At 75.8% G+C, this 16,193-nt stretch carries 16 protein-coding genes, 1 tRNA gene and 1 riboswitch; of the genes, 8 read left to right on the forward strand and 9 right to left on the reverse strand.

The window, feature by feature from the left end; all coding sequences use genetic code 11:
- From SH587_RS18065 to SH587_RS18075, 3 genes are all read right to left on the reverse strand, one after another.
- Positions 1-1,883, reverse strand: a 1,883-nt coding sequence (locus tag SH587_RS18065) for a peptidoglycan DD-metalloendopeptidase family protein (protein ID WP_320672044.1), incomplete at its 3' end; no start/stop codon positions are given.
- 5 nt (positions 1,884-1,888) lie between these two features.
- Positions 1,889-2,042, reverse strand: a riboswitch (cyclic di-AMP (ydaO/yuaA leader).
- 71 nt (positions 2,043-2,113) lie between these two features.
- Positions 2,114-2,902 (reverse strand): DUF427 domain-containing protein, encoded by a 789-nt coding sequence (locus SH587_RS18070; protein ID WP_320672045.1) that lies wholly within the window; start codon positions 2,900-2,902, stop codon positions 2,114-2,116.
- A 55-nt stretch (positions 2,903-2,957) separates the two neighbouring features.
- A complete protein-coding gene (locus tag SH587_RS18075) occupies positions 2,958-4,076 on the reverse strand; it encodes a glycoside hydrolase family protein (RefSeq protein ID WP_320672046.1) in 1,119 nt (372 codons plus the stop codon).
- A 279-nt stretch (positions 4,077-4,355) separates the two neighbouring features.
- Here SH587_RS18075 and SH587_RS18080 point away from each other — a divergent pair.
- Positions 4,356-4,429: transfer RNA gene (locus SH587_RS18080), tRNA-Arg, on the forward strand.
- 63 nt (positions 4,430-4,492) lie between these two features.
- On the opposite strand, the gene SH587_RS18085 is transcribed toward SH587_RS18080, so the two are convergent.
- Positions 4,493-5,020, reverse strand: a complete 528-nt coding sequence (locus SH587_RS18085) for a TetR/AcrR family transcriptional regulator (RefSeq protein WP_320672047.1) — start codon at positions 5,018-5,020, stop codon at positions 4,493-4,495.
- A 139-nt stretch (positions 5,021-5,159) separates the two neighbouring features.
- Here SH587_RS18085 and SH587_RS18090 point away from each other — a divergent pair, with 139 nt between their 5' ends.
- The gene (locus SH587_RS18090) at positions 5,160-6,065 is read left to right on the forward strand and encodes an SDR family oxidoreductase (protein WP_320672048.1); all 906 of its coding nucleotides are present in this window, start codon (positions 5,160-5,162) and stop codon (positions 6,063-6,065) included.
- Here the strand turns inward: SH587_RS18090 and SH587_RS18095 are convergent.
- From SH587_RS18095 to SH587_RS18110, 4 genes are all read right to left on the reverse strand, one after another.
- A complete protein-coding gene (locus SH587_RS18095) occupies positions 6,062-7,264 on the reverse strand; it encodes an RNA polymerase sigma factor (RefSeq protein ID WP_375341785.1) in 1,203 nt (400 codons plus the stop codon). The two genes, SH587_RS18090 and SH587_RS18095, sit on opposite strands and share 4 nt — an antisense overlap.
- Complete coding sequence (locus SH587_RS18100; protein WP_320672050.1) at positions 7,261-7,671, reverse strand: YciI family protein; 411 nt, start codon at positions 7,669-7,671, stop codon at positions 7,261-7,263. Before SH587_RS18100 ends, SH587_RS18095 begins: the two co-directional genes overlap by 4 nt.
- Positions 7,672-7,787: 116 nt before the next feature.
- A complete protein-coding gene (locus tag SH587_RS18105; protein ID WP_320672051.1) occupies positions 7,788-8,897 on the reverse strand; it encodes a sensor histidine kinase in 1,110 nt (369 codons plus the stop codon).
- A complete protein-coding gene (locus tag SH587_RS18110) occupies positions 8,890-9,585 on the reverse strand; it encodes a response regulator transcription factor (RefSeq protein ID WP_320672052.1) in 696 nt (231 codons plus the stop codon). Before SH587_RS18110 ends, SH587_RS18105 begins: the two co-directional genes overlap by 8 nt.
- A gap of 86 nt (positions 9,586-9,671) precedes the next feature.
- Here SH587_RS18110 and SH587_RS18115 point away from each other — a divergent pair, with 86 nt between their 5' ends.
- The 4 genes from SH587_RS18115 to SH587_RS18130 are packed head-to-tail and all read left to right on the forward strand — an operon-like array spanning position 9,672 to position 13,253.
- Positions 9,672-10,247, forward strand: coding sequence for a hypothetical protein (locus SH587_RS18115; RefSeq protein WP_320672053.1), 576 nt, complete (start codon positions 9,672-9,674; stop codon positions 10,245-10,247).
- Entirely contained in the window at positions 10,244-11,335 is a 1,092-nt protein-coding gene (locus SH587_RS18120) for a peptidoglycan-binding protein (protein ID WP_320672054.1), read from the forward strand. The genes SH587_RS18115 and SH587_RS18120 overlap by 4 nt, the downstream gene beginning before the upstream one ends.
- Entirely contained in the window at positions 11,332-12,033 is a 702-nt protein-coding gene (locus tag SH587_RS18125) for an ABC transporter ATP-binding protein (RefSeq protein WP_320672055.1), read from the forward strand. The genes SH587_RS18120 and SH587_RS18125 overlap by 4 nt, the downstream gene beginning before the upstream one ends.
- Positions 12,030-13,253 (forward strand): ABC transporter permease, encoded by a 1,224-nt coding sequence (locus SH587_RS18130; protein WP_320672056.1) that lies wholly within the window; start codon positions 12,030-12,032, stop codon positions 13,251-13,253. Before SH587_RS18125 ends, SH587_RS18130 begins: the two co-directional genes overlap by 4 nt.
- Positions 13,254-13,321: 68 nt before the next feature.
- Here the strand turns inward: SH587_RS18130 and SH587_RS18135 are convergent, their stop codons facing one another.
- On the reverse strand, positions 13,322-13,909 hold the full coding sequence (locus SH587_RS18135) for a TetR family C-terminal domain-containing protein (RefSeq protein ID WP_320672057.1): 588 nt from the start codon (positions 13,907-13,909) through the stop codon (positions 13,322-13,324).
- A 105-nt stretch (positions 13,910-14,014) separates the two neighbouring features.
- Here SH587_RS18135 and SH587_RS18140 point away from each other — a divergent pair, with 105 nt between their 5' ends.
- Both SH587_RS18140 and SH587_RS18145 read left to right on the forward strand, forming a co-directional pair.
- Positions 14,015-14,821 carry a nuclear transport factor 2 family protein gene (locus SH587_RS18140; RefSeq protein WP_320672058.1) on the forward strand — a complete coding sequence of 269 codons (807 nt, stop codon included), beginning with the start codon at positions 14,015-14,017 and terminating at the stop codon, positions 14,819-14,821.
- An 80-nt stretch (positions 14,822-14,901) separates the two neighbouring features.
- Entirely contained in the window at positions 14,902-16,185 is a 1,284-nt protein-coding gene (locus SH587_RS18145) for an RNA polymerase sigma factor (RefSeq protein ID WP_320672059.1), read from the forward strand.
- The last annotated feature ends 8 nt before the right edge of the window (positions 16,186-16,193 follow it).

Here is a 16,193-nt window from a genome sequence, read left to right on the forward strand (position 1 = left end):
GGCGCGGGCGCCTCGGCGACCGGCTCCGGGCTCGGGGCGCTCGCCTCGGGCGCGGGCGTGGCCGCCGGGGCCTCGGCCGCCTCCGCCTCCGCCACCGCCGGCGGGGCCTCGGCCACCGGGGCGCTGGTCGCCTGGGCCTCGGCGGCCGGCGCGGCCGCGGCCTGCTCGGCCGCCACCGGGGCGGTCGCCGGGGTCGCCTGGTTCTCGGCCGTCACGGCCCCGGCGGCGTTGGCGTCGACGCCGATCTGGGTGCCGCCGGAGGCGAGCGCGGCGCTGCTGGTGCGAGCGCTGGCCTTCTGGAGCTGGGTCCCGCTGGTGGTCTTCGCCGCGGTCTTGGTCGTCGTGCTGCCGCTACCGGCCGTCGTGGTGCTGCGCGAGCTGGCCTTGCCGGCACCGCTGTAGTACGGCGCCGGATCGACCGCCTTGCCGTTCTTGCGGACCTCGAAGTGCAGGTGCGGGCCGGTGGTGCGGCCCGTCATCCCGACGTAGCCGACGACGTCGCCCGCCTGGACCTTGGCGCCCTGGCGGACCGCGTTCTTCGACATGTGGGCGTAGCAGGTCTGCAGCCCGTCGCCGTGGTCGACGCAGACGATGTTGCCGTAGCCGGACTGGGTGCCGCTGAACGCCACCGTGCCCGCCGCGTAGGCCTTGATCGGGGTGCCGATCGCCGCGGCGATGTCCATGCCCGCGTGCTGCCGGCCCCACCGCGCGCCGTAGGGCGAGGTGACCGTGCCGCTGATCGGCTTGGCCGTCCCGCTGGTCGACCCGGTCGAGGACGATCCGCTGCCCGTGTCGGTCGGGGTGTCGGCCTTGGGGGACGCCTCGCGGTCGCTCGACGTCTCGCCGCCGCCGGTGCTCTTCGCCGCGTCCTTCGACCCACCGTCGCCGGTCGCCGTCGATGCCGCTCCGTCGCTGGAGCTGGAGCCCGCCCCCGAACCCGAACCGGAACCCGTCCCGGAATCCGACCCCGAGCCCGAGTCGGACGTGGCCGCCGCCTCGTCGCTCGCCGCGGTGCTCGACGGCGACCGATCGTCGTCGGTCAGGGCCGCGGTACGGGTCGTCGCCGCCCGCTCGCTCGGGCCGACGAGGACCAGGTCCTGCCCGCCGTCGGCGCTGGTCCGCGCCGCCACGACCTTCAGCGACGAGCCGCCCGCACCCGCGCCGCGGACCGACGCCTGCTGGGTGCTGAGCAGCGCCGTCCAGGTCTGCGGCCCGAGGACCCCGTCGACCTGCAGGCCGCGCTGGCGCTGGAAGCGCTCCACCGCCCGCACCGTCCGCTCGCCGTAGACCCCGTCGACGTGGACGCCGAGCCGCTGCTGGGCCTCGCGCACGTCCTGCCCGGTCGCGCCCGCGACCAGGATCGAGCGCGTCCGGCCCTCGTCGCTGATCGGCCCGGCGATCCGACCGCTGGTGGTGGCCGAGCCATCGGTCGTCGTGGTCGCGGTGTCGCCGGTCGCCCCGGCGGCGATCGCACCGCTGACGGCGGGACCGGTGGTCGAGCCGACCATCGCCACGCTCATCGCCATCGCCATCTTGCGCCGGCGCCGCTCGCGCGCCCGCTGGATCGGGACGCTGATCCGCCGCTCGCGCGCCCAGACCGTCGAGCGCTGCCAGAGGCTCGGATCGGCCAAGTCGCGGCCTCCGACACCGGTGCTCGCCGGAACGCCGGCCGCGGCCAGGGCCGAGGCGACGCCGTTCGGCCCCAGATCGATCGCGGTCGCGGTGTGGGTCGGGCGCGCCGCCGTCGCCTCCAACCGCCGCGCCAGGCGCGAGGGCTCGGACGCTGAGGTACCACGGATCGCCCGCTGGCGACGCTGTCGGGAGCGCTCGTGGGACGCCTGCCACAGGTCGTCGCGCACGAGGTCGCGCTGCTGTCCGGTCACTCCGGCATTCCTCCTGTCGGTGGCCTGCGGGGTGAGCTGACGGGCTCGCGCTCCAGGAGCTGCGCTACGCCTTGCGGCGATTCGCCCCAGCGGTCGTGACGACCGCGGTTGGTTCCCCCGCCCGCGCGCATCGGGCGCGCGGTTCGGCCGTTGAATCCGCAGAGCACCGTAGCGCACCCGCAACGCGGATTGCAGCACTTGAGGAAACGTTCATCGGGCCTTGAGGTGCCTCAGTCGACGACCACCTCGACGTCCTCGCGGCCGTCGTCGAAGGCCAGGTGGGTCTGGATCCGGGCCGCCTCGGCGAGCGGCGTCTCGTAGCTCCAGGCGACGTCCTCGACGCCCGCGACCGTCCAGTACGACGCCTCGCCCTTGTAGGGGCAGATCGTCCGCAGGCCCGAGCCCGGCGCCACCGCTCCCGGATCGACGTCGGCGGCCGGGACGTAGACCCGCGGCGGCAGGCCGGTCTCGAAGAGCAGCTTCGGCCGCACGCTGCGGGCGACCACGGTGCCGCCGATCCGGACCTCGACCGACCGCGATCCGTCGTGGACGTCGACCCGGTGGTAGGGGTCGCGCAGGTGGCCGACGATCCGGTCCTGCTCGGCGAACCAGGCCTCGACCTTCTCCGGGTAGAGGGCAGCCAGGCCGCGCAGCCAGGGAGCGGCGGGCTGTGGGTCCTCGTAGGCCCAGATCGCGTCCTCGACGACCTGCCCGCCGGCGTTCAGCGACCAGTACGAGGCGTCGCCCTTGAAGGGGCAGTGGGTGGTGGTCGCGGTGCGGGTCATCAGGTCGCCGCGGTAGTCCTCGAACGGGGCGTAGATCCGCGGCGGGATGCCGGTCTCGTAGAGCAGCTGCGCGCGGTCGCTGTCGAGGACCAACTCGCCGCCGACGACCGCCCGCACCCGCGGGCCGTAGGGCTGCAGGTAGAGCTGGTGGGCGGGGCTGGCCGCCCGCAGGTCGAAGTTGAAGCGACCGCCGGGCGCTCCCGCCAGCGGTCCGTCGCCGAGGGTCAGGCTCATGCGACGAGGTCTAGCGGGTCGCGAGCCGGTCCCGCCAGCGACGGGCGATCGGGGCTCACCCGTGGCGGGCGACGAGCGCGCGCAGGGCCGCGAAGGCCGGCTTCGGAGAGAGGTCGTCGCGCAGCAGGCCGTAGCGGCTCTGGAAGTCGGCCGAGCCGGAGTCGGCGTCGCGGAGGTCGAACCAGCGGTAGTCGCTGACCCCGTAGCGGCGGCGAGCGCCGAGCACGGCGGCGACCGAGGCCCGCAGTACCCGCGCCTGGGTCCGTTCGCTGCGGCCGGGGCCGGTCGGATAGCCGTTCTCCGAGACGTGCACCGCGACCCGTCGGCCGAGGCCGGCGCGGCGCATGTTGGCGCGCAGGCGGGCGAGCGAGCGGCGGACGGTGGTGCGGACCGCGTGCGACGAGGGCGGACGCCGGGCCGGGGTCGGCCAGGTGCCGGGGTAGACGTCGAGGCCGACGTAGTCGACGGCGCGGGCGAAGGCGGGGCCGCCGCTGCGTCGGAGGCCGGTCCAGAAGTCGTGGCCGCGCAGGTCGTGGGCGGCGTTGAAGCCGATCGCCAGGTGGCGGTGGCCGAGCCGGTCGCGCTCGGCGGCGGCGGTGGCGACTCCCTCGACGAGGGCCTGGGCGACGCCGGGGTAGTCGCCGTCGGCGGCGGCCGGGGCGCCGACGACGTTCGCCTCGTTGGTGATCTGCAGGCCGACCAGCTCGCGGCGGGGCCCGTAGGTGCGAGCGACCTGGCGGACGAACTCGAGGTAGGCGGGCACGGCGTGGGCCGGCTCGCGGTCGCTGGGCTGGTAGCGGAGGACCAGCTCGACCTGGCAGCCGGTGGCGGCGGCGTCGCGCAGGACCTGGTCGACGTGGGGCACGGCGGCGGCGAACGAGCCGGCGTCGTGGAAGGCGGCGTACTCGTGGAGCACGAAGTCCCGGCGGCCGGCGCGGAGGCCGCGGATCATCGCCAGCCGTCGCCCCGGGTCGACGGCCTGGGCGCGGAGGACGCCGTCGGTGCCGCCCGCGTCGCCGCCCGGATAGACCCCGAACCGCACGGCCCCAACGTAGCCCGGCAGCGGGCGGGCGGCGTCGGCCGTCGCGGGGGCGAGCGCCGGACCGCCGCGGAGCGCGACGGCGAGGGCGAGGGCGGCGAGCACCAGCAGCAGCGCCGAGCGGAGATGGGGCATCGATGACGTAGTCGTCCGCCCACGGGCGGAGGCGCACGGGCGGCGGGCGGTCCTCGACGCATGTCGCAGCGCCGCGAGGCCCGTGCGCACCGGCGCGACCACGGCCGGGGCGACCGAGATCGGGGGGAACGGGGGGTTCGAAACGCGCTGGCGCCCGCTCGGCACGGCGGGAGGCGCACGTCCTGTCGCCACCGTAGCGGGAACGGCCCCGCCGCCGCTCCCCCGACCGGCGGGTCTCCACGCACCCGCTCGCCGCGCCCGCTAGACTGCACCGCCGTTGCGCCCGTAGCTCAGCTGGATAGAGCGTCGGTCTACGGAACCGAAGGTCAAAGGTTCGAATCCTTTCGGGCGCGCTGCGGAAAGGCCTCCAGATGGAGGCCTTTCTTGCTGCTGGGGTCGCCCCGGACGCCGACCCGTCAGCCCGCGGTGACCGACCGCAGGTCCTCGAGCGACTGGTCGATCAAGCGCCTGAACGCCGCGGGGTCGTCGTGCGCGATCCAGCGCGCGAACGCCGCGTGGAAGACGATCACGCCGGCTCGCGCGGCGAGGTCGGCGTCGTTCGCCGATACGCCCCGCTCGCGCAACGCCGCCTCGATCGCGCTGGCGAGGTCGTCGAGCTTGATCAGCTCGCGCTCCCTGAGCTCGGGGGCGGCGTCGACGATCCGGGCGCGCGTGCGGGCGAACGCGTGGCGCTCGACGAACATCTCGGCGATCGGGTCGAGCCCGGCGACGACGGCCGCCAGCGGGGTGGCGTCCGGCGGGGCGGCGGAGACGGCCGCCGTCCAGGCGCGCTCCAGCTCGTGGCCGCCGCCGAACAGGACCTCCCTCTTGTCCGGGAAGTGGCGGAAGAACGTCCGCTTCGTCAGGCCGGCGCGCTCGGCGATCTGGGCGACGGTGGTGTCGTCGTAGCCCTGCTCGTCGAAGAGCGCGATCGCGGCCGCCATCAGGCGCCCGGCTGCGTCTGGTTTCCAGCGGGCCATGGGCGACCAGCGTAGTCGATGACACGGAGTGCCATCGGCCTGCTACTGTGATGTCACAAGGTGTCATCACCTCCCTCCCCGCGAGCCATCTGGAGAACCCACCATGCGCGTCTTCGTCACCGGTGCCTCAGGCCATGTCGCCTCCGCCGTCATCCCCGAGCTCCTGGCCAACGGCCACGCGGTCGTCGGCCTCGCCCGTTCGGACGCCGCGGCCGCCACGGTCGCGGCGCTCGGTGCCGAGGTCCGCCGCGGCGACCTCGACGATCTGCCGGGGCTCGAGCGCGCGGCCGCCGAGGCCGACGGCGTCATCCACCTCGCCTTCCGGCACGAGGCGATGCGCGCCGGCGACTTCACGGGCGCGATCGACTCGGACCTGGCCGTGACCCGGGCGATCGGCGAGACCCTCGTCGGAACCGACAAGCCCTTCGTGACGACCGGTGGCACGCTGATGCTCGCGATGGCGGGGATCACGGGACGCCCCGGGACCGAGGACGACCAGGTCGACGACGGTCCCCGGGCCGCGGCGGCCAACTACGCGCTGGCCCTCGGGGAGCGAGCCGTGCGCTCCTCGGTCGTGCGCCTGGCGCCGCTGATCCACAGCGACCTCGACCACCACGGCTTCACCCACGGGCTGATCGACGCCGCCCGCGAGACCGGGGTCGCGGCCTACACCGGCGACGGCACGAACCGCTGGCCGGCGGCCCACACGTACGACATCGGCGTCCTCTACCGCCTGGCCCTGGAGCGGGCCCCCGCCGGTTCGACGCTGCACGGCGTCGGCGACACGGGCATCCCGCGCAAGCTAATGGCCGAGACGATCGCCGCCAAGCTCGGCGTGCCGACCAAGAGCATCAGCGCGGAGGAGGCGCCGCACTACCTGGGCTACCTCGCGGCCTTCGCCGGGCTCGACAACCCGACCTCCAACGACCGGACCCGGCAGCTGCTGGGCTGGGAGCCGACCCACCCCGGCTGGGTCGAGGACGTCGAGCAGGGCCACTACTTCGCCTAGTCCCCCTCCCCCGCCCGCGCCCGCGCCCGCGCCGCCTGCCGCACCAGGTGGTCCCTCTCGGCCACGTCGGTGGCCCGGCGGGCGGCCTCGGCGTAGGCCTCCGCGGCCGGCCCGAGGTCGCCGGCCAGCTCGTGCAGGTGACCGCGGACGGCGTGCCAGCGGTGGCGGTCGCCGAGCACGTCGCGCAGGCGGTCGGTCTCGCGCAGGCCGGCCGCCGGGCCCATCACGTGGGCGACCGCGACCGCCCGTCCGAGCACCGCCGCCGGGTCCTGGCGCAGCGGCTGGTCACTCAGCGCGACGAGGTCGTCGTACCAGGCCAGGATCTGGGGCCAGTCGGTCTCCTCGGCCCTGGCGGCGTCGTCGTGGAGGGCCGCGATCGCCGCCTCGATCTGGTACCGCCCCGGGCGCTCGCGGGCCAGCGCCGCCTGCAGCACGGCCACGCCCTCGGCGATCTCGTCCGTCCTCCAGCGCCCGCGGTCCTGGCGGTCGAGCGTCACCAGCCGGCCCTCGTCGTCGAGCCGCGCCGCCCGCCGCGCGTGGTTGAGCAGCATCAGCGCCAGCAACCCGCCCACCTCGGGCTCGTCGCTGGCCAGCGTCAGCTGCCGCGTCAGCCGGATCGCCTCCTCGGCCAGGTCGACCCGGGTCGCCGGGCCCACGTGCCCCGCCGTGTAGACCAGGTAGAGCACCCGCAGCACCACCGCCAGGTCGCCCGGCCGGTCCAGCCGCCGCCCGGCCAGCGTCCGCTTCGCGCGGCTGATCCGCTGGGCCATCGTCGCCTCCGGCACGTAGAAGGCGTCGGCGATCTCGCGCGTGGTCAGGCCGCCGACGGCGCGCAGGGTCAGCGCCACCTGCGAGGCCGGCGGCAGCTCGGGATGGCAGCAGCAGAAGAGCACGAACAGCGTGTCGTCGCCCTCCGCCACCGGCCCCGGCGGCGGCTCGGCGTGGACCGTCTCCTCGCGCCGGACCCGCGCCGCCTCGCTGCGGCGAGCGTCGACCAGCCGCCGGGTGGCGACCGCCGTCAGCCACGCCCGCGGGTCGTCCGGCGGATGCTCGGGCCAGACCCGCAGGGCCTCGATCAGCGCCTCCTGGAGCGCGTCCTCGGCCGCGTCGAAGTCCTCGCCCCGCCGGACCAGCGCCGCCAGCGCGCGCGGGACGAGAGCCCGCAGCGCGCCCTCGTCCAGCGGCGCCACCGGCGTCACTCCGGCGACGGCGCCGCGGTCATGACCTCGCGCACGTCCAGCCACTCGTACAGCGGCTCGCCGCGCGGACCCGGCTCGGACGAGACGTAGGCCGCGACCTCGAGCGCCCGCTCGTGGGACTCGACGTCGATCATGAACCAGCCCGCCACCAGCTCGCTCGTCTCCGGGTGCGGGCCGTCGGTGGTGACCGGCGCCGCGCCCGGACCGCCGTAGCGGACCCAGGTGCGGGTCGGGGTCAGCGCCTGCGCGTCGACGAACTCGCCGTTCTCGCGCAGCATCTCGGCGACGTGGTGCTGGAAGGCGATGTGGGCCTCGACGTCCTCGGGCGCCCACTGGTCCATCGGCGGGAACGGGTGGTGCGGCTCGGGGCCACCGCGGTAGTGCTTGAGGATCAGGTACTTGGGCATCGGGGTTCTCCTGGTCTCGCGGGCCGCGCCGTTCGTGGCCCTTCACCTGGTGAGCGGAGCCGCGGGCATCATCTCGACAGCCGGCGCGAAATTGGCGCGTAGGCGCTCGCGACCGCTCAGGCCGCGCGCGGCGGCGTCGGCAGCTCGACCGTCACCGACAGCCCACCACCCGGCCGCGCCGCCAGCGTCAGCGTGCCGTCGTGGGCGTGGGTGATGCTGCGGACGATCGCCAGGCCGAGCCCGACGCCGGCGTGGTCGCTGCGGACCCGGCTGCTGCCGCCGCGCTGGAACGGCTCGACCAGCGTCGCCACCACCGACGGGGTCAGCGGCTCGCCCGTGTTCTCGACCGTCAGCCGCGGGCCGCGGGGCCCGGTCCCGGTGGTGATCCAGACCGTGCCGTCCCGCGGCAGGTTGTGGACGATCGCGTTGTGGACCAGGTTGGTGCTGACCTGCAGCAGCAGCGCGTGCGAGCCGCTGGCCACGGCCACGTCGCCGGCGATCTCGACCGCCACCCCGCGCTGCTCGGCGAGCGGCAGCAGCGTCTCGACCGCCTCCTCGGCCACCAGCGAGAGGTCGACCGGCTCGCGCACGAACGACCGCTGGTCGGCGCGGCTGAGCAGCAGCAGCGCCTCGGTCAGGTCGATCGCGCGGGCGTTGACGACGTGCAGCCGCTCGACCAGCTCGCCGTTGTCGTGGTCCGGATCCTTGCGCGCCACGTCGAGCAGGGTCTGCGTGACCGCCAGTGGGGTCCGCAGCTCGTGCGAGGCGTTGGCGGCGAACCGCTGCTGCTCGGCGACCTGGGCCTCGAGCCGCGCCAGCATCGCGTCGAAGCTGTCGGCGAGCTCGCGGAACTCGTCCTGGCGGCCCTCCAGGTGGATCCGGTGGGCGAGCGATCCGCCGGCGGCCACGCGGGTGGCGTTGGTGATCCGGGCCAGCGGGGTCAGCATCCGGCCGGCCAGGAACCAGCCGCCGACGAGGCCGAAGATCAGCAGCGAGCCGAGCACGATCGCCGCCTTCGGCACGAACGCGTCGAGCAGCTCGGAGCGATTGGGCCCGGTGATCAGGACCATCCGGCCGGGCGGCATCCGGTGGTCGGAGACGTCGGGGACGTAGCGCAGCAGGAACGCCCAGACGACCGCCATCAGCAGCACGCCGGCCAGCATCAGGAAGCCGGCGTAGCTGAGCGTCAGCTTCAGCCGGACGCTGGCCCCCGGCGCCCTATCCACGCCCTCCTCCCCCACCGTCGCCGTCGGCCGGGTCCTCGATCCGGTACCCGACGCCGGCCACGGTGGCGATCACCCACGGCTCGCCGAGCCGCTTGCGGAGGGCCGAGACGGTGATCCGGACCGCGTTGGTGAACGGATCGGCGTTCTCGTCCCAGGCCCGCTGCAGCAGCTCCTCGGCGCTGACCACCCCGCCGTCGGCCTCGATCAGCACCTCGAGCACCGCGAACTGCTTGCGCGTCAGCCCGACGTAGCGGCCGTCGCGGTAGACCTCGCGCCGGAACGGGTCGAGCCGCAGGCCGGCGATCTCGCGCACCGGCGGCCGGTGGTGGGCGCGGCGGCGGTCGAGCGCCCGCAGCCGCAGCACCAGCTCCTGCAGCTCGAACGGCTTCGTCAGGTAGTCGTCGGCGCCGAGCTCGAAGCCGGAGGCCTTGTCGTCGAGCCGGTCGGCCGCGGTCAGCATCAGGATCGGCATGCCGCTGCCCGAGGCGACGATCCACTTGGCGATCTCGTCGCCGCTCGGTCCCGGGACGTCGCGGTCGAGGACGGCGATGTCGTAGGCGTTGACCTGCAGCAGCTGCAGCGCGCTGTCGCCGTCGCCGGCGATGTCGGCCGCGATCGCCTCCAGGCGCAGGCCGTCGCGGATCGCCTCCGCCATGTACGGCTCGTCCTCGACCACCAGCACCCGCATGCCGCCGAGGCTAGCGCCGGCGCATATCGTCGGTGTATCGAGATCCGCGTACGCGCGCGCGACGTCGGACCGCCTTGACTGGCGGGATGACCTTTCGCGAACGGCGGTCGACGACGAGCGGGACGCTGCGGCTGCTGGCCGCCGCCGCGACGCTCGCGCTGGCCGTCACGGGCTGCTCGAGCGATTCGTCGACGACCGACACGACCACCGCCACCGCCGCCGGCACGAGCGGCCGCAGCGCCCCGAGCAGCGCCCGCGATCAGGCGGTCCGGTTCGCCGAGTGCATGCGCAAGAACGGCGTCGACGGCTTCCCGGACCCGAACGCGGACGGCGAGCTGACGGTCGACGGGGTCCTCAACGGCTCCTCGATCGACCCCGACGGCCCGGCCTGGAACCAGGCCCTCAGCGCCTGCCAGGAGCTCCAGCCGGCCGGCTTCAGCGGCCACCAGCGCAACGCCGAGCAGCAGCGGACGGCGCTGGCGTTCGCCCAGTGTATCCGCGAGAACGGCGTCGCCGACTTCCCCGACCCGACGCCCGACTCGCCGCTCGTCGACACCAACCGGATCCCCTCGACCGCGCGCGACGGCAACGCGGCGCTGAACGCGGCGATGCAGAAGTGCGGCGCCGTCTACGGCGAGAAGCTGGGCGTGAAGGCCCCGTGAGCGGGCGGACCCGGCTGCTGGCCGCCGCGGCCGTCCTGGTCGTCGCGGGCGCCGCCGGCGGCGTGGTCGCGGCGACCGGCTCCGACGACGCGACCGCCGCCGCCCAGGACCCGCCCGCGACCACCGCGCCCGTCGTCGCAGGACCGCTCTCGGCGGTGGTCGCGCTGAACGGGACGCTGACCTACCGGGCGCGGCCGGACGGCTCGCCCTACGTGGCGATCAACCAGGCCCGCGGGACCTACACCGCCCTGCCCGAGAGCGGCGACCGGATCGGCTGCGGCGACGCCCTCTACCGGGTCGACGACCGGCCGGTGCTGCTGCTCTGCGGCGCGATCCCGGCCTACCGCGACCTCGCGCTCGGCGCCCGCGGCCGCGACGTCCGGCAGCTGAACGCCAACCTCCACCGGCTCGGCGCCGACCGCGGCGGACCGGTCGATCCGCACGACCACGACTTCACCTGGAGCACCCGCCAGGCGCTGGCGCGGCTCCAGCGGCGCGCGGGCGCGACGGCGACCGGGGCGCTCGACCGCGACGCGGTCGTGGTGCTGCCGCAGGCGGCGCGGATCGCCAAGCTGGCCGCGACGCTCGGCGGCGGCGCGCGGCCGGGCGCCGCCGTCGCCCAGGCGACCTCGGACGCGCTCGAGGTGCAGGTGCGGCTCGACGCGTCGCAGCAGGGCCAGGTCCAGCCCGGTGACCGGGCCGTGGTCACGCTGCCCGGCAACCGCTCGGCCAAGGGTCGGGTCAGCCGGCTCGGTCGCGTCGCCCGTGCCGCCGGCAAGGACGGCGACGTCGCGGGCGCCACGATCCCGGCCGCGATCCGGCTCGACGACCGGCACGCGGCGCGCGGGCTCGACCAGGCGCCGGTGCGGGCGGAGATCACCACCGCGGGCGTGGCGCGCGCCCTCAGCGTCCCGGTCACGGCGCTGGTCGGGCGGACCGGCGGCGGCTTCGCGGTCGAGCTGGTGCGGGCCGGCGGCCGGCGGGCGCTGGTGGCGGTGCGGCTGGGCCTGTTCGACAGCGCCGGCGGCCGGGTCCAGGTGACGGGCGCCGTGCGCGCGGGCGACCGCGTGGTGGTCCCGTCGCGATGAGCGAGCCGGTCCTCGAGCTGCGCGAGGTGACCAAGGTCTACGGCGAGCCGGAGGCGGACGGCTCGCCGGTCGCGGCGCTCCAGGGGGTCTCGTTCGCGGTCCGGCCGGGCGAGCTGGCGGCGATCGTCGGGCCCTCGGGGTCGGGCAAGTCGACGCTGCTGCACGTGATGGGCACGCTCGAGCCGCCGACCAGCGGCGTGGTCCGGATCGGCGGGGTCGACGCGGCCGGGCTCGACGACCGCGCGCTCTCGCGGCTGCGCGCGCAGCGGATCGGCTTCGTCTTCCAGCAGTTCTTCCTCGCCGAGCACGCGACCGTGCGCGAGAACGTGGCCGACGGGCTGCTCTACGCCGGCGTCGCCGCCGGCGAGCGCCAGCGGCTGGCCGACGAGGCGCTGGAGCGGGTCGGGCTGGCCGACCGCGCCGGCTTCAAGCCGACGGCGATCTCCGGCGGGCAGCGGCAGCGGGTGGCGATCGCCCGGGCGCTGGTCGGACGGCCGGCGATCGTGCTCGCCGACGAGCCGACCGGCAACCTCGACAGCGCCACCGGCGCGGCGATCGTCGACCTGCTCCACGAGCTGCACGGCGACGGCGCGACGATCGTGCTGATCACCCACGACGGCGCGCTCGCCGAGCGGCTGCCGCGGCGGATCCGGATGCTCGACGGCCGCGTCGTCGCCGACAGCGGCGGCCCCGCGTGAGCGCCGTCCGCCACGGGCTGCGGCCGCGCGACGCGCTGCGGGTGGCCAGCGTCGGCCTCCGCTCGCGCCCGCTGCGGGCGGCGCTGTCGGCGCTCGGGATCGCGATCGGGACGGCGGCGATCGTCGCCGTGCTCGGGCTCTCGTCCTCGTCCCAGGCCGGGCTGCTGGCGGAGATCGACCGGCTCGGCACCAACCTGCTGACCGTCGAGGCCGGGCAGCGGCTGGCCGGCGGCGAGGCCCAGCTGCCGCACGAGGCGCCGGCCCGGATCGGCCACCTGGACGACGTCGCGCAGGTGGCGCACAGCGGTCTGCTGAAGGAGCGCAAGGTCTATCGCAGCTCGATGGTGCCGGCGGCCGAGAGCGGTGGGCTGCGGGTGCGGACCGCGAGCCTGAACCTGCCCGCGGTGCTCGGCACCGGCCTCGCCCGCGGCGCCTGGCTGAACGCGGGCACGGCGCAGGTGCCGGTGGCAGTGCTCGGGTCGGCCGCCGCCGCGCGGCTGGGGATCGAGCGGATCGACCCCGACCAGCGGATCTGGCTCGGCGACCGGTGGTTCGCCGTCGCCGGCGTCCTGCGGCCCTCGCCGCTGGCGCCCGAGATCGACGACAGCGCCCTGATCGGCTACCCCGCCGCCGAGCGCTACCTGGGCCACGTGAGCATGGTCGGCGGCGCGCCCCGTGTCGGCCCGCCGAGCACGATCTACCTGCGGACGGCGACCGGCCACGAGGCGAGCGTCCAGGCGCGGCTGGCGCCGACCGCCAACCCACAGGCCCCGAGCGAGGTCGCCGTCAGCCAGCCGTCGGACGTCCTGACCGCGCGGGCCGCGGCGGCGGGGGCGTTCGACAGCCTCTTCCTCGGGCTCGGGGTCGTGGCCCTGATCGTCGGCGCGGTCGGCGTCGCCAACACGATGATCATCTCGGTCCTCGAGCGGCGCTCGGAGATCGGCCTGCGGCGGGCGCTGGGGGCGACCAAGCGTCAGATCCGGGCCCAGTTCCTCGGCGAGTCGGTGCTGCTGGCCGTCCTCGGCGGGGTCGCTGGCGTGCTGGCCGGGGCGCTGGCGACCGCGGTCTATGCCAGCGCCAAGGGCTGGACGGTGGTGATCCCGGCCGAGGCCTGGTCGGGCGGAATCGCGGCGGCGATCCTGATCGGCGCGCTCGCCGGGCTGACCCCGGCCGTCCGCGCTTCGCGGCTGCCGCCGACGGTGGCGCTGCGGACGGTCTGAGCGGCCGCGTCAGCGCGGCTCGTCGCGCGGCCGCGTCGGCACCGCCGGCCGCGGCCGGCGCAGCATCGTCAGGCCCGCAGCGCCTGCAGCAGCCGCTCCAGCTCCTCGCGGGTCTCGCGCGCGGCGGTCGGCTGGTCGTCGGCCCGGGCGACGGCCATCGCGGCCTCGCAGAGGGCCCCGAACAGCAGCCGGGCCAGCGGCTCGACCGGGCGCGGGGCGAGCAGGCCCTCGGCGATCGCCCACTCCAGCGCCTCGTGCAGCAGCCGGTACGAGCCCTGGCCCTCGATCGCCCGCATCTGCTCCCAGCCGAGCGCGGCCGGGGCGTCGAGCAGGGTGATCTGCTGGACCTCGCGGTCGAGGCTGTGGTCGAGGAAGGCCACGCAGGCCGCCTCGACCCGCTCCCAGACGTCGCCGTCGACCTCGGCGTCGGCGATCACGGCCGCCATCAGCCGCTCCTGCTCGCGCTCGTAGACGGCCCGGAACAGCTCGCGCTTGTTGGCGAAGTGGTGGTAGAGCGCGCCCTTCGTCACGCCGGCCCGGGCGACGACGTCGTCGAGCGAGGTGCCGGGATAGCCGCGGGCGGCGAACAGCTCCCGCGCCGTGCTCACCAGCAGCGCGGTCGTCGCCTGGCTGCGCTCGGCCTGGGTCGGAGACATACCCGAAGTAGGTTACCCCGCCGCCGACGCCCGGAGATTTACAAACTGAGAGTACGTACTCATGGTATGTTCAGCCCGAGATCCACCCCCGACGAAGGGCACGACATGGGCAACACGCCTCAGGAGATCGAGCGGACGCTGCAGGCCTACGCGCTCGCCAAGAACCGCCACGACGTCGAGGCCGCGGTGGCCCTCTGCCACCCCGACGCCTCCTACGAGAGCGTCGGCGTCGCGGGCCGCATCCAGGGCCACGACGGGCTGCGGGCCTTCTTCGGCCAGCTCTTCACGATCCTGCCCGACTACCGCGGCGACTTCGACGGCACGGCGATCGCCGGCGACACCGCCGTGGTCTGGGGACGCTTCTCCGGGACGCTCGCCGCGCCGCTCTTCGACGGCGCGGTCGACGGGGCCAGGATCGACGTCCCGGTGACGTTCGTCTGCCGCTTCCGCGACGGGCTCCTGTACAGCGACACCGGCTACTTCGACGCGGCCACCTTCTACCGTCAGGCCGGCGCGCCGCTGCCCTCGATCCCCGCCTTCGTCGAGGCCGCCGGGTTCGTCCAGCGGTTCGCCGAGCGGTGGGCGAACCCGAGCGCCGAGGCCTTCCGCGAGATCCTCGACCCCGAGACCCGCAACCTCTACCCGGGGATGAGCGAGCCGCAGGGACCGGACGGGATCGTCGCCTGGCTCGGGGCCGCGACCGAGGCGCTGCCCGACCTGCGGCTGGAGGTGACCCGCTGGGCGACCGACGGCGACGCCGTGCTGATCGAGTTCCGGGCCTTCGCGACGGTCGCCGGCGAGCCGCGGACCTGGGAGGGCGCCGACCGCTTCCGGCTGCGCGACGGCCGCTGCATCGAGGGCCGCTCGTACTTCGACACCGCCCCGCTGGCCAGCGCTGTCCCGGCCGGCTGAGGGTCCCGCCCGCGGGATCGTGCCGGCGCCGATCGCGACCGGCTCTGACACGATCCCGCGCCTCCGGTCATGCAGCGACGATGGCCCCTTCCCTGACGACCCTCGACGACGCCGAGCTGCTGCGGCGCAGCGCCGACGATCCGGACGCCTTCCTCGTGGTCCGCGACCGCTGGGCGCCGCCGCTGGAGCGCTGGATCCGGCGCCGGACCGACGGCGACGCCCAGGCCGCCGACGCGCTGGCCGAGACCTTCGCCCAGGCGCTCCAGCACGCCGGCCGCTTCCGCGACGAGGTCGGCGGCTCGGCCGGCCCGTGGCTCTACGGGATCGCCGCCAACGTCGTCCGCCAGAGCTGGCGCCGGACCGAGGTCGAGCGACGCACCCGGTGGCGGCTGCAGCACCGCGACCCGCCGGCCGCCAGCGCCGACGAGGACGGGATCGCGGCCCGGATCGACGCCGACGCCGGGGCGGCGGAGCTGCGGTCGGCGCTCGCCGCGCTGCCCTCGGACCAGCGCCGCGCCGTCGAGCTGCGGGTGGTCGACGAGCTGCCCTACGACGAGGTCGCCGCGCGACTGGCGTGCAGCAACGACGCCGCCCGGCTGCGGGTCTCGCGCGGGCTGCGGCGGATGCGGCTGCTGCTGCTCGTGGTGCTGACTTTCGTGCTGCTGGTGGCGGTCGCGGCGGCCACCGGGCTGCTGCCGGCGGTGCGCAACGTCGTCCTCGGCGACGCCCAGCAGGTGCGGGCCGTCGACGGGCGCGGCGCGCCGCTGGCGACCATCCGCTGCTCCGGTCGCGACGCCGGCGACCTGATCTGCCGCACGATCCCCGGCGACGGACCGCCGACGATCCAGCAGGCGATCCGGCTGCGCGCGGCCGGCGCCCGCGCGGCGGTCGTCGAGTCGGGCCGGCTCTGCGTCGGCGGCCGCTGCCGCGAGCTGGTCGCGCCCGCCGTCGTGCCGCCCGCCGCCCCCGGACTGCGGACCCTCCACCGCAGCAGCCTGAGCCTGGCGGGACCGGCGCCGCGGGCCGGCCGCTTCCGCGGGACCCCGTCGTCCGGCGTCACCCACCTGACCCTGCCCGGCCGGGCCACCGTCGCCTGCCCGGCCCGCGGCGGGCCGCGCCCCTGCCGGCGGCTGCGGGCCGCGCAGGCCGCGCAGCCGCCGGTCCCGCTGGCGAAGCTGGCCGAGGCGCTCGGGGTCCGCTGGGCGGTCCTCGAGACGGCCACCGCCTGCACGCTCGTCCGGGGTCTCCGCTGCCGCGGGATCCCGCTCGCCGAGGCCCGCCGCGAGTCCGCCCGGGCGCGGGTCCGGGGCGCCGTGCCCGGCTCGATCGACTACGGGGCGATCGCGGTCCGCGCCGCACGTTGACACGGATC

This window comes from Patulibacter defluvii (assembly GCF_034096925.1).
GTDB classification, from domain to species: Bacteria; Actinomycetota; Thermoleophilia; order Solirubrobacterales; family Solirubrobacteraceae; genus Patulibacter; species Patulibacter defluvii.

Excerpts from the sequence above, each read along its gene's own strand:
- SH587_RS18100 (WP_320672050.1), bottom strand. The coding sequence starts at position 7,671 with ATGCCCAAGTACCTGATCCTCAAGCACTACCGCGGTGGCCCCGAGCCG.
- SH587_RS18090 (WP_320672048.1), top strand. The coding sequence starts at position 5,160 with ATGCGCGTCTTCGTCACCGGTGCCTCAGGCCATGTCGCCTCCGCCGTC.
- SH587_RS18135 (WP_320672057.1), bottom strand. The coding sequence starts at position 13,909 with ATGTCTCCGACCCAGGCCGAGCGCAGCCAGGCGACGACCGCGCTGCTG.
- SH587_RS18140 (WP_320672058.1), top strand. The coding sequence starts at position 14,015 with ATGGGCAACACGCCTCAGGAGATCGAGCGGACGCTGCAGGCCTACGCG.
- SH587_RS18110 (WP_320672052.1), bottom strand. The coding sequence starts at position 9,585 with ATGCGGGTGCTGGTGGTCGAGGACGAGCCGTACATGGCGGAGGCGATC.
- SH587_RS18085 (WP_320672047.1), bottom strand. The coding sequence starts at position 5,020 with ATGGCGGCCGCGATCGCGCTCTTCGACGAGCAGGGCTACGACGACACC.
- SH587_RS18125 (WP_320672055.1), top strand. The coding sequence starts at position 11,332 with ATGAGCGAGCCGGTCCTCGAGCTGCGCGAGGTGACCAAGGTCTACGGC.
- SH587_RS18145 (WP_320672059.1), top strand. The coding sequence starts at position 14,902 with ATGGCCCCTTCCCTGACGACCCTCGACGACGCCGAGCTGCTGCGGCGC.
- SH587_RS18115 (WP_320672053.1), top strand. The coding sequence starts at position 9,672 with ATGACCTTTCGCGAACGGCGGTCGACGACGAGCGGGACGCTGCGGCTG.
- SH587_RS18070 (WP_320672045.1), bottom strand. The coding sequence starts at position 2,902 with ATGAGCCTGACCCTCGGCGACGGACCGCTGGCGGGAGCGCCCGGCGGT.
- SH587_RS18075 (WP_320672046.1), bottom strand. The coding sequence starts at position 4,076 with ATGCCCCATCTCCGCTCGGCGCTGCTGCTGGTGCTCGCCGCCCTCGCC.